At 62.8% G+C, this 11720-nt stretch carries 11 protein-coding genes; 9 read left to right on the forward strand and 2 right to left on the reverse strand.

Translation table 11 applies throughout. The features are described 5' to 3' along the window. Positions 1 to 5 precede the first annotated feature (5 nt). The 9 genes from GSQ90_RS01215 to GSQ90_RS01255 all read left to right on the forward strand — a co-directional run bounded on the left by GSQ90_RS01215 (position 6) and on the right by GSQ90_RS01255 (position 10227). On the forward strand, positions 6 to 725 hold the full coding sequence (locus GSQ90_RS01215) for an RNA-binding protein (protein ID WP_210254793.1): 720 nt from the start codon (positions 6 to 8) through the stop codon (positions 723 to 725). Then, positions 722 to 3403 carry a translation initiation factor IF-2 gene (infB, locus tag GSQ90_RS01220; RefSeq protein ID WP_158812657.1) on the forward strand — a complete coding sequence of 894 codons (2682 nt, stop codon included), beginning with the start codon at positions 722 to 724 and terminating at the stop codon, positions 3401 to 3403. The genes GSQ90_RS01215 and infB overlap by 4 nt, the downstream gene beginning before the upstream one ends. 195 nt (positions 3404 to 3598) lie before the next feature. After that, complete coding sequence (rbfA, locus tag GSQ90_RS01225; RefSeq protein WP_158812658.1) at positions 3599 to 4009, forward strand: 30S ribosome-binding factor RbfA; 411 nt, start codon at positions 3599 to 3601, stop codon at positions 4007 to 4009. Continuing rightward, positions 4006 to 4959 carry a tRNA pseudouridine(55) synthase TruB gene (truB, locus tag GSQ90_RS01230; RefSeq protein WP_158812659.1) on the forward strand — a complete coding sequence of 318 codons (954 nt, stop codon included), beginning with the start codon at positions 4006 to 4008 and terminating at the stop codon, positions 4957 to 4959. Before rbfA ends, truB begins: the two co-directional genes overlap by 4 nt. Before the next feature lie 201 nt (positions 4960 to 5160). Continuing rightward, the gene (rpsO, locus tag GSQ90_RS01235) at positions 5161 to 5430 is read left to right on the forward strand and encodes a 30S ribosomal protein S15 (protein ID WP_158812660.1); all 270 of its coding nucleotides are present in this window, start codon (positions 5161 to 5163) and stop codon (positions 5428 to 5430) included. 233 nt (positions 5431 to 5663) lie between these two features. After that, a complete protein-coding gene (gene pnp / locus GSQ90_RS01240; protein WP_158812661.1) occupies positions 5664 to 7808 on the forward strand; it encodes a polyribonucleotide nucleotidyltransferase in 2145 nt (714 codons plus the stop codon). Between the two features lie 308 nt (positions 7809 to 8116). Beyond that, the gene (locus tag GSQ90_RS01245; RefSeq protein WP_158812662.1) at positions 8117 to 8401 is read left to right on the forward strand and encodes a heavy metal-binding domain-containing protein; all 285 of its coding nucleotides are present in this window, start codon (positions 8117 to 8119) and stop codon (positions 8399 to 8401) included. 94 nt (positions 8402 to 8495) lie between these two features. Further along, on the forward strand, positions 8496 to 9089 hold the full coding sequence (locus GSQ90_RS01250; protein ID WP_158812663.1) for a peroxidase-related enzyme: 594 nt from the start codon (positions 8496 to 8498) through the stop codon (positions 9087 to 9089). Positions 9090 to 9267: 178 nt separating this feature from the next. After that, positions 9268 to 10227, forward strand: a complete 960-nt coding sequence (locus GSQ90_RS01255; protein ID WP_158812664.1) for a polysaccharide deacetylase — start codon at positions 9268 to 9270, stop codon at positions 10225 to 10227. A 10-nt stretch (positions 10228 to 10237) separates the two neighbouring features. On the opposite strand, the gene GSQ90_RS01260 is transcribed toward GSQ90_RS01255, so the two are convergent. Further along, positions 10238 to 10660, reverse strand: a complete 423-nt coding sequence (locus tag GSQ90_RS01260) for a thioesterase family protein (protein WP_158812665.1) — start codon at positions 10658 to 10660, stop codon at positions 10238 to 10240. 17 nt (positions 10661 to 10677) lie between these two features. Beyond that, positions 10678 to 11720: thiolase family protein (locus GSQ90_RS01265; RefSeq protein ID WP_246731360.1), on the reverse strand; the 1043-nt coding region annotated here is incomplete at its 5' end.

The following is an 11720-nucleotide window of genomic DNA, read 5'->3' on the forward strand; positions in this document are numbered from 1 at the left end:
ATCGATTGGGCGCTCGCTCGAAGCCGGACAAGCGCGGATCGGAGAGGACGTGCGTCGTAACGGGCGAAAAGGGGCCGCCCGAGGGGATGATCCATTTTGCCTTGTCGCCGGGCGGGGATGTCGTGCCCGATCTGCGCCGAAAGCTGCCCGGCAGAGGCGTCTGGACAAAGTTGAGTTCCGCAATTGTCGCGGAGGCCGTGCGAAAACAGGCCTTTTCGCGGGGGTTCAAAACGAAAGCCGCGGCGCCGCCCGACCTGGCGGCTAAGCTGGATTCGATGATCGAGCAGGACGCGTTGCAATTCCTGTCGATCGTCAACAAGGCGGGGCTGATCGTGACGGGCGCCGCCAAGGTCGAAGCCGCGATCCGGGGGGGCGATATCCTCGCCCTTATTCATGCGCTCGACGGCTCGCCCGACGGGACAGCCAAGCTGGAGCGGATCGTGCGCGGCCGCTTCGGCGACGCGGCCGATCGGATCGCGCGAATAAATCTCTTCTCCTCCAGCCAATTGGATTTGGCATTGGGGAGGACAAATGTGATACATGCAGCCCTTGGCGCGGGCGAGGCGAGCGCGGCGTTCCTATATAGGGCTCGCCGCCTGGCCCAATATCGATCGAACGGAGAGGGCGTTCCGCCCATCGCGGCCATGACGGATGATGGCGGCGAGCCGATCGTTGAAGCCGAACAGACAGATGGGCAGAGCCCGGGCACTTGGAAAGACGCATGACAGATACGAACAATACTGGCGAAAAAACTTTGGGCGCGGCCCCCTCGAAGACCTTGCATTTGAAGCGTCCGGTCGAGCAGGGGGTGGTCCGCCAAAGCTTTTCGCATGGAAGAAGCAAGGCGGTTGTCGTCGAAAAGGTAAAACGGCGCATCCCGGGACCGGGCGAGGCTCCTTCTCGTGAGGCCGCGCCTGCCCCGACCGTCGTCCTTCGCCCGGCGGCCGCCACGCCGGCTGTCGCTCCAGTCGCGCCGCGCGGTCCGACCAGTCAGGCGGCCGTCGCCAAGACGACCCCAACGCCGATCGCGCCGCCAAAAACCGGCGTCGTTCTGCATACATTGACCGAGGAACAGCGCGAGGCGCGCGCCAAGGCGCTTGTCGGCGCGCGCGCTCGTGAGGACGAAGATCGTCGTCGGCAGGAAGCCGAGGCGAAATTGCGCGCCGAACGCGAGACGCGCGAGCGCGCCGAACGCGAGGCCGCCGACGCGCGCAAACGCGACGAAGACACCCGCCGCGCGCAAGACGCTGATTTCAAGCGCAAGACCGAAGATGAAGCGCGCCGGCGCCTGGCTGGCGGCGAGCCTTCCGCGACGCCCGCCGTGACGATGGCGCGAAAGCCGGCGACAAGCGCCGCCGCTCCTGCTTCGCCCGTTGGCGCTGCGTCGCCCACCGCTCGAGCCCTTGTTGCCGATGAGGAAGAGACCAAGCGGGTCATTCGCCGCCCGGGCGCCGTGATCCAGCCGGCAAAAGTTGTCTTGCCGCCCCGGCCGACCCGCGGCGCCGAACAGCGCAACCGCGGCCGATTGACGGTCACCAGCGCAACGGCGGGCGAGGAAGAGCGGACCCGTTCGGTCGCCGCCTTCCGCCGCCGCACCCAGCGCCTGAAGGGGCATGGCCTCAAGGAAACAAAAGAGAAGCTCTCGCGCGAAATCGTCCTGCCCGAGACCATCACCATCCAGGAACTCGCCAACCGCATGTCCGAGCGCGCGGTCGATGTCATCAAGCTTCTGATGAAACAGGGCCAGATGGCGACGATCACCGATGTGCTTGAAGCCGACACGGCGCAATTGATCGCCGAGGAATTGGGGCACACGGTCAAGCGCGTCGCCGAATCCGACGTCGAGGAGGGCTTGTTCGACCGGCCTGACGAAGACGGGGCGCCGGTTCCCCGCGCGCCCATCGTCACCATCATGGGTCACGTCGATCACGGCAAGACCTCTTTGCTCGACGCAATCCGCAAAGCCAATGTGGTCGCCGGGGAAGCTGGCGGCATTACGCAACATATCGGCGCCTATCAGGTGACCGCGCCTGGCGGCGCAAAAATCACTTTCATCGACACGCCAGGCCACGCAGCCTTCACCGCCATGCGCGCGCGCGGCGCAAAAGTGACCGATATTGTGGTTCTGGTTGTCGCCGCTGACGACGGCGTGATGCCGCAGACGATTGAGGCGATCCGCCACGCTAAGGCGGCCCACGCCCCGATCATCGTCGCCATCAACAAGATCGACAAGCCGGACGCCAATCCCGACCGCGTTTCCCAGGAACTCCTGCAGCATGACGTTCAGGTCGAATCTTTCGGGGGCGACACGCTGGCGGTCGAGGTTTCCGCCACAAAACACACCAATCTCGACAAATTGCTTGAAGCGATCGCGTTGCAGGCCGAATTGCTGGATCTGACGGCCGATCCCGACCGCAGCGCCGAAGGCACGGTTGTCGAGGCGCGGCTCGATCGTGGCCGGGGTCCGGTCGCCACCGTGCTTGTCCAGCGCGGGACGTTGCGGGTCGGCGAATTGATCGTGGCGGGGTCGCAATGGGGCCGGGTGCGCGCGCTCATCGACGATTCCGGCGCCAATGTCGAATCCGCTTTGCCCTCGACGCCTGTCGAAGTCCTCGGCTTTTCCGGCGCGCCGGAAGCTGGAGACCGGTTTGCGGTGGTCGAAAACGAGGCGCGGGCGCGCGAAGTCGCCGAATATCGCGATCGCCAGAAGCGCGAGAAGCTTTCCGCGCGAGGCGGCGTCGTCCGCACGTCGCTCGCCGATATGATGAGCCAGTTGAAGACGGCCGGCCGCAAGGAAATGCCGATCGTCATCAAAGGCGACGTTCAGGGCTCCGTCGAGGCGATTGTCGCTGCGCTCGACAAGCTGGGCACCGATGAAGTTGGCGCGCGCGTCGTTCATTCGGGCGTCGGCGGCGTCACAGAATCCGATGTCACTTTGGCCGAAGCGTCGAAGGCGGTGATCATTGGCTTCAACGTGCGTGCGCATAAGGAAGCGCGCGACTTGGCGGAACGCCAGGGCATCGAGATCCGCTATTACAACATCATCTACAATCTCGTGGACGATGTGAAAGCGGCGATGTCGGGCATGCTCGCGCCGACCTTGCGCGAGGAAATGCTGGGCAACGCCACGATCCTGGAAGTGTTCAACATCTCCAAAGTCGGCAATGTCGCGGGCTGCCGCGTCACCGACGGCAATGTCCAGCGTGGCGCGCATGTGCGCCTTATCCGCGACAATGTCGTTGTGCACGAGGGCAAGCTGTCCACGCTCAAGCGCTTCAAGGACGAAGTCGCTCAGGTCCAAGCCGGGCAGGAGTGCGGTATGGCGTTCGAGAACTATCAGGACATGCGCATCGGCGACGTTATCGAATGCTACAATGTCGAGGAGATCCGACGCACGCTTTGAGGCAAGCCTTTGGGCTTGCTCGCCTGGTTGATGCATGGCGTGAGCGGAACTCCAGGCGACCGGCGTCAAGCGCCGGCGCTGATGTATTCACACGTGGCCAAAAGCGGGAGCGTGCACGAACGGCTGGCGGCGCCATGATTGCGCTCGCCGCCCAGACTCGCAACTCGAACCATCGAATTCAGGCAATTATCCTCCATGCCCCGTCCAGACCAGAAGAACGCCGGACCATCGCAACGCCTATTGCGCGTTGGCGAGTTGGTCCGTCATGCGGCGGCTGATTTCCTGGCGCGTGGCGAGATCGAGGATCCCGCCCTCGCCAAGCAGGTGGTGACGATCCCTTCGGTGAAAATGTCCCCCGATCTCAAGCTGGCGACCATTTCGGTCATGCCGCTTGGCGGCAAGAATGTTGAAAAGATCATCGCCGCGCTGGATCGAAACAAGAAAGTGCTGCGCACGCTGATCGCCCACCGGGTCAACCTGAAATACGCGCCTGACCTGCGGTTTGTCGTCGATGAGAGCTTTGCCGCCCAAGCCAGAATCGACGCGTTGTTGAAATCTCCGCAAGTGGCCCGTGATTTGGAAAATGGCGACGAGGATTTGAAATGAGCGACGCCATGATCGAAGAGGCGCCCGCAAGGCCCAAGGCCGAAAAGCGCGAACAACGCCGTTCGACCCGCGTTGAAGTCAATGGATGGGTTTGTCTCGACAAACCCATCGGACTCACTTCGACGCAGGCGGTCGCGCAGCTCAAATATCTCTTCAACGCCAAAAAAGCGGGCCATGCCGGCACCCTCGACCCGCTCGCCTCCGGCGTGCTGCCGATTGCGTTCGGCGAAGCGACCAAAACGGTTCCGATCGTGCAGGACGGCGTCAAAATCTATCGTTTTGGCGTCAAATGGGGCGAGGAGACCGACACCGACGATGCGGAGGGCCGTGTCATCGCGGCCTCCGAATTGCGCCCGGACCCGGCGGCGATCTCAGCTCAATTGCCGCGTTTTATCGGTGTGATCAGCCAGGTTCCGCCAATCTATTCGGCGATCAAGATCGCCGGCGAGCGGGCTTACGATCTGGCGCGCGAAGGCGCCGCCCTCGTTATGGCGCCGCGCGAAATTGTCGTTCACCGGCTGGAGCTCATCTCCAGCGAGCCGGGCTTGGCGATTTTCGAGGCGGAGTGCGGCAAGGGCACTTATGTCAGGGCGATCGCGCGCGACCTTGGCCGGCTTTTAGGATGCTACGGCCATGTCGTCCTGCTGCGACGCACGCGCGTGGGGCCGTTCTGGAGCGAGGGGGCCGTGACTCCGGACAGCCTTGGCGAAGCGCCCGACCTGGTGCGGGCGATGTTGCCGGTTGAGGCCGGACTTCGGGAATTGCCCAATATCGCGCTGGATCGCGATGGCGCCGCCATTCTGCGGCGCGGGCAGAAGCTGCTGCTGCGCGGCAGCCACGCGCCCCACGATGGGCCGGCCTATGCGTCGTGTTTTGGCGCGCCTATCGCATTTGGCGTTGTCGAGGCGGGATATTTCGTGTCGACGCGGGTGTTCAATCTGCCGGGGTGACCGGCGAGCTGCGCGGCCGCCTCGCCCAACCCCCCTGCACAATTCGATAGCGCGGCCGCTTAAATCCTGTATAAGCCGCCCAGCCTGGGCGTCTGCGCCCTCGCTTGCCATGACCGACCTGGACGACATCCCGGTTCGGCCAATTCCAGAGGAAAGCGCCGTCGAAGACGGGCCGCGCCTCGCAACGAAAGGACTAACCCGATGTCGATTACCGTTGAGCGCAAAGCTGCGCTCGTGAAGGAATATGCCTTGAAGGCCGGCGACACAGGCTCGCCTGAAGTGCAGGTGGCGATCCTGACGGAGCGCATCACCAATCTGACTGGCCATTTTAAAACTCACGTCAAGGACAATCATTCGCGCAGGGGCCTTCTGAAGATGGTCTCGCAGCGTCGCACGCTCCTTGATTATGTGAAGAAGGACGACGAAGCCCGCTACAAGTCGCTCATCGAGCGTCTGGGGATTCGCCGCTGATCCAGGCCCAAAGGCCTGATTGATAGACGACGACGGCGGCATGGGGCCGCTGTCGCGATTTAAGGTGAAAGCTGCGCGTCATGGCAGGATCGCCGGATGCTGGACCACCGCCCGACAAGCGGGCTCGGGCCAGCCTCTCGCCGTCTTGCCCATGACCGACCTCATGGCGAAACCATATGATGGCAAGACCACTTGGCCGAGAAGCTTTCACCATCTGAGAAAGATGATGAGAGATGTTCGATATTCAACGTGAAGAACTCAATTGGTGCGGTCGCGACCTCGTGCTGGAGACCGGCCGCATCGCCCGTCAGGCCGACGGCGCGGTATTCGCGAGCTGGGGCGAGACGACCGTGCTGGCGACAGTGGTCTCCGCCAAGACGGCCAAGCCCGGCATCGATTTTTTCCCCCTGACCGTCCATTATCAGGAGAAGGCCTTTGCCGCCGGGCGCATCCCGGGCGGCTTCCTCAAGCGCGAGGGACGCCTTTCCGACAAAGAGACGCTGACCTCTCGCCTGATCGATCGCCCGATCCGTCCGCTTTTCCCCGATGGCTTTCGCTGCGAGACGCAGATCATCGTCACCGTTCTCAGCCATGACCTCGAGACCGATCCCGACATTCTCGCGCTGATCGCCTCGTCCGCCGCCTTGACCCTGTCGGGCGTCCCGTTCATGGGCCCCATCGGCGCTGCGCGGGTCGGCTACATCAAGGGTGAAATCAAGGTCAATCCGACCATTGAGGAATTGAAGGATTCCGCGCTCGATCTCGTTGTCGCGGGCACGGGCGAAGCGGTGCTGATGGTCGAATCGGAAGCCAAGGAACTGTCCGAAGAGATCATGCTCGGCGCTGTCATGGCGGGCCATAAGGCGTTCCAGCCGGTGATCGATGCGATCATTCGTCTGGCCGAGCGCGCCGCCAAGGAGCCGCGCGAACTCAAGATCGCCGACAAGTCGGCTGCAGAAAAGGCTGTTCTTGAGATCGGCGAAGCCGATCTGCGCGCCGCCTACGCCCATACCCAGAAGCAGCAGCGCTATGCCGCCATCGACGCCGTCAAGGCGAAGGTGATGGCTGCGCTGGCGCCGGCGGAAGGCGAGGCGAAATTCACCAAGGAAGAGCTTGCCGAAGCCTTCCATGATGCGCAGGCCAAGGTCGTGCGCTGGAACATTCTCGATCACAAGACTCGCATCGACGGGCGCGATCTGACGACGGTTCGCCCGATCCTCAGTCAGGTCGGCATCTTGCCGCGCACCCACGGCTCGGCGCTCTTCACGCGCGGCGAGACCCAGGCGCTTGTCGTCGCGACTTTGGGCACCGGCGAAGACGAGCAGTTCATCGACGCATTGGACGGGACCTACAAGGAGCGCTTCATGCTCCATTATAACTTCCCTCCCTATTCGGTCGGCGAGACCGGCCGCATGGCCGCGCCGGGTCGGCGCGAAATCGGTCATGGCAAGCTTGCCTGGCGCGCGATCCGTCCGATGCTGCCGACGGCTGCTGAATTCCCCTACACGATCCGCATCGTGTCGGAGATCACCGAATCGAACGGTTCCTCCTCGATGGCGACTGTCTGCGGCTCCTCGCTCGCCTTGATGGATGCGGGCGTTCCGTTGAAAAGACCGACCGCGGGCATTGCGATGGGTCTGATCCTTGAGGACAAGCGTTTCGCCGTTCTCTCGGATATTCTGGGCGATGAAGATCATCTGGGCGACATGGACTTCAAGGTCGCCGGCACCACCGAGGGCGTCACTTCCCTGCAGATGGACATTAAGATCGCCGGCATTACCGAGGAGATCATGAAAGTCGCCCTCGGCCAGGCGAAAGACGGCCGTCTGCATATTCTGGGCGAAATGAGCAAGGCGCTGACCGGCGCGCGCGCGGAGCTTGGCGAATTTGCGCCGCGCATCGAGACGATGAAAATCCCGACCGACAAGATCCGGGAAGTCATCGGCACGGGCGGCAAGGTCATTCGCGAAATCGTCGAGAAGACCGGCGCCAAGATCAACATCGAAGACGACGGCACGATCAAGATCGCTTCAGCCGACGGCGCCAAGATCAAGGCCGCCATCAACTGGATCAAGTCGATCGCGTCGGATCCGGAAATCGGCCTGATCTATGATGGCACGGTCGTCAAGACGGTCGACTTTGGCGCTTTCGTGAATTTCTTCGGCTCTAAGGACGGTCTCGTCCATATATCGCAGCTCTCGAAAGGCCGCGTCGCCAAGACGACCGACGTCGTCAAGGAAGGCGATAAGGTCAAGGTCAAACTGCTCGGCTTCGACGATCGCGGCAAGGTGCGGCTGTCGATGCGCGTCGTCGACCAGCAGACCGGCGCCGATCTCGAAAAGCAGCAGGCGAGCGAAGAAGCTAGCCACGCGGAATAATTGCGCCGCGCCGCGCGCAGGCCTTCTCCCTGAGAATGGGAGAAGGCGTTCGGCTTAGGGCAGTTGGCCCCTCCCTTGCTTATCCCTCGGTTGCACGGGCGCTCTCGTCTCAATCAGGCGAGCGCGTCCGCGCATCCCGTAATCCTTCAGCAGGCGCTGACGCAGGGCGCATTGTTAGAATTTTAATATTTCGTCAACTCAACGGCCACAAAACGCCCGCTATTTCGGAACGTTAAGTTCTGAGCAAGCGATGTTCGCTATGCCCTTTGAGGCAGGCGGGCGAGCGTAACAAGAAAACGGTAGAAGTAATGCAAGTTAGTCATACTCATGAACTCGAAGACGGCCGGAGCCATTATTCCATCGGCCGCATCAAGGCCTCCTCCGGTTGGCGCGCCGCCAATGCCGCAGGCGGCGAGGCGGATCGTCTGGCGGCCGTCCGGGCGCTGATCCGCGAGGCGCAGGAATATGACGCCGACGCGATTATCGGCCTCGACTTTGAAGTGGACGCGATCAAGCGCGCAGACCTTGACGGCGCCCCCCTGCAGCGCGTCGCCGCCACCGGCATTGCGGTCAAGTTCGCCCAAGCGGCGTGATTCTCGTTTAGGAGAAATCGGGTCGCCGCCTCTTTCGTCAGGGCGGCCTCTCCGTCTAGGATGGCGCGAAGTTGCGACATCAACGGAAGCGCGAATGGCGAAGAAATCGAAGAAGCGGCTGGCGCGCGGCGAGAGCGTCATCGCGCTTGATTTGCCAAGCGCCGAGCCGACGCCGGCCATCGCGGCCTATTTCGCCAAATGCCGAGAAAAGCTCGGCTTCGTGCCCAATGTGCTGACGGCCTATGCGCATGACATGGCCAAGCTGGAAGCCTTCGCGGCCTTCTACAATGACCTGATGTTGGCGCCCTCCGGTCTTTCCAAGCTGGAGCGCGAAATGATCGCGGTGGCGGTCTCGGCGGACAACCGTTGTTTCTATTGCCTGACCGCGCATGGCGCGGCGGTGCGGCAGATCTCCTGCATTCCCCAACTTGGCGAGCTGATGGCGATGAACTGGCGCGCAGCGGGCCTGCCGCCGCGCCAATATGCGATGCTCGTCTTTGCTGAAAAAATCACCCGCTCCAGCGCGCAAATCGAGGAGCGGGACCGACAGGCCTTGCGGGAGGCGGGCTTTTCGGATCGCGAAATCTGGGACATCGCCGCCGTCGCCTCGTTCTTCAATATGTCGAACCGCATGGCCTCGGCGGTCGACATGCGGCCAAACGACGAATATCACGCGCAGGCGCGATAGGGCGGTTCCGCAGTACGGCTTGGCCGTGTCTTTGTTCGACCGCACTCCTGTGTTTGAAAGTCGCGAGATCGAAGAGTGCTGAGCCCAGACTCTATCGCGCGAAAGCGCCGTTTATGCGCAAGGAGATGTCGAAATTTCTCTTCTGTCTTCGCTTGCTTGGCCGATTCTGCGAACCCTCGTGGCGTTGGCGACGCTATCTCTAGCCTCCGGCGCGTTGGCCGAAGAGGCTTGTCTCTATCGGCCGGTTCCGCATGAGGGTCTCGCGGCCGCGGATTCCGTCGCCGACTATCTCTCGACCTTGCAGACATGCCGCAATTCCGATGGCCGCAATCTCGTCGCGATCAGAACAATGACGATCGACAAGACGCCCCTGCTGCTGCTCGCCGATTCCGACAAACTCACGACCAGGATTGAGCGCGCCGCTTGCTGGACGTGCCAGGCGGCGAGCGAGGAATCACTAGCGGGCACGCGCTATCTGCGAACAGTGGTCAAAGCGGGTGAAATGCCGGGGATCGCGCATCGCACATTCCTGCAAAACGCCGGCCTTACCCATGGCGCGGCGCAGGGCGCCTTCGTCACCGGCGATCTCTGCCCCAGCCGCAAGCCGCTCGATCGCCGTTTCTTCGAAAAGCTGATGACCACAGGACAGGGAGCTCCGGTGGCGCTGTCGGTCTCCGGCCTCTGGCTGCTTCATCACGCTGCCGATTTTCATTGGCTGATGGAAAAACAGGCCGATGGCGCGCTCGACATCATCTGGACCAATCACAGCTATCACCACCCCTATGCGAAAGGGCGTCCCGACGATCAGACGTTCATGATGACCAAGGGTCTCGACGCCGATTATGAAATTCTGCAAACGGAGCGCCTGCTGATCGCCAATGGCGGAATCCCCTCGGTTTTCTTCCGGTTTCCCGGCCTTGTCTCCAATTCTCCGCTGATGGACGCGGTGCGCCGCCATCATCTGATCGTGCTGGGAACCGATGCATGGCTCGCGGAGGGCCAGCGGCCGGGAGAAGGTTCGATCGTGCTTGTGCACCCCAATGGCAATGAAGAGGGCGGGATCGACCGGTTTGCGCGCTATGTTGACCAGGGGACGATCGCGCGCCCGTTCGAGCCTGTGCTCGCAGCGCCGCCCTGAGAGGGCGCAATCAGGCGCCGCTCAATTTGCGCGCCACATCCTCCGGCAGAACTTGGGATTTCAGCCGGCCGTCCCGCGCGTCGCGGATCGTCCAAACCCGCTTCTCATGCCCCTCGACCGCTAGCTCCGCCTTGTTGAACAGCTTATGGGCGATCTCGAAGCTCGAGCGCCCGACCGCGGTCACGCTTGAGACGATTTCGATCTCCTCGCCGTACCGAGAGGGACGCAGGAATGTCGCTCTTGTGTCGACCACCGGAATGCCCACGATGCCATAGGCGGCGACCATGTCGGCTTTTTCCACGCCGAGCGCGGCGCGTACGAGCAGCGCCGTCGACCAGTCGAAAAATTCGAAGAAACGCGGATTGAAGACAATGCCGGCGGGGTCGCAATGACCCCATTCGATCGTCAATTTGCGGGTGAATTGAAAGCCCATACTGATCCCTCTAAACGTCAATTGGCGCCGGCGACGTTCTCGATCAGCATCGCGATGCCCTGTCCCCCGCCGATGCAGGCCGAGGCGACGCCATAGCGCAGGCCGCTGCGCGTGAGTTCGCGCGCCAGGGTCAGCGTCAGGCGCACGCCCGTCGCGCCGAGCGGATGGCCGATGGCGATCGCGCCGCCATTGACATTGAGCCGCGTCTCGTCGAGCCCGAGTTCGCGCACGCAGGCCAGTACCTGCGCGCCGAACGCCTCGTTGATTTCGATGCGATCGATCTGGCTAAGCGCCAATCCCGTGTGCTCGAGCAGCGCGCGGATCGCCGGCGCCGGGCCGATGCCCATGATGGCGGGCGGGCACCCCACCGCGACGGCGCCGATCAGCCGCGCGAGCGGCTTCTTGCCCGCGCGTTTGAGCCAGTCGCCGCTGACGACGACCGCCCCCGCCGCGCCATCCACGACCGCCGAACTATTGCCGCCGGTCTGCACCCCGCCGAAGGCCGGGCGGATTTTGGCCAATGTCTCCAGACTGGTCGCGCGCGGATGGCTGTCCTGCGTCACTGCGTTGATTTTCCGGTCGAGCCTGATGCCCCGGTCCTTACGGCCGGGGGAAGAAAAAATCTCGGAACCGACGCTGATGATCTCGTCGTCGAAAAAGCCTTCGGCCCGCGCCTTGAGCGCCCGCGCGAAAGAGCGCTCGGCATAGGAATCGACCTCGGCCCGCGTGATCGCATATTGCGTCGCCAGATTTTCGGCCGTACCGCCCATCGTCGTGGCGCAGGACGGGTCGAGCAGCGCCTCCCAAAGGAAGTCCTTGAATTCGACCTGCCCCATGCGAAAGCCGTTGCGATGGGTATAGGCGGCGACCGGATTGCGGCTCATCGATTCCGCGCCGACGCAAAGCGCGACATCAATCTTTTTATGCGTGACGGCGTCGCAGGCTTGCGAAAGAACCTCGACGCCGGTGCCGCAAATGCGTTGCACGAGATGGGCGGGAACTTCCTCGGGAACGCCCGCGTAAAGGCCGATATGGCGGGGGACCATATAAGCGTCAAAAC

This window comes from Methylocapsa sp. S129, assembly GCF_009765995.1.
Lineage (GTDB): Bacteria > Pseudomonadota > Alphaproteobacteria > Rhizobiales > Beijerinckiaceae > Roseiarcus.

Coding starts and splice junctions, on each gene's coding strand:
- infB (WP_158812657.1), top strand. CDS start 722: ATGACAGATACGAACAATACTGGCGAAAAAACTTTGGGCGCGGCCCCC.
- rbfA (WP_158812658.1), top strand. CDS start 3,599: ATGCCCCGTCCAGACCAGAAGAACGCCGGACCATCGCAACGCCTATTG.
- truB (WP_158812659.1), top strand. CDS start 4,006: ATGAGCGACGCCATGATCGAAGAGGCGCCCGCAAGGCCCAAGGCCGAA.
- rpsO (WP_158812660.1), top strand. CDS start 5,161: ATGTCGATTACCGTTGAGCGCAAAGCTGCGCTCGTGAAGGAATATGCC.
- pnp (WP_158812661.1), top strand. CDS start 5,664: ATGTTCGATATTCAACGTGAAGAACTCAATTGGTGCGGTCGCGACCTC.
- GSQ90_RS01245 (WP_158812662.1), top strand. CDS start 8,117: ATGCAAGTTAGTCATACTCATGAACTCGAAGACGGCCGGAGCCATTAT.
- GSQ90_RS01250 (WP_158812663.1), top strand. CDS start 8,496: ATGGCGAAGAAATCGAAGAAGCGGCTGGCGCGCGGCGAGAGCGTCATC.
- GSQ90_RS01260 (WP_158812665.1), bottom strand. CDS start 10,660: ATGGGCTTTCAATTCACCCGCAAATTGACGATCGAATGGGGTCATTGC.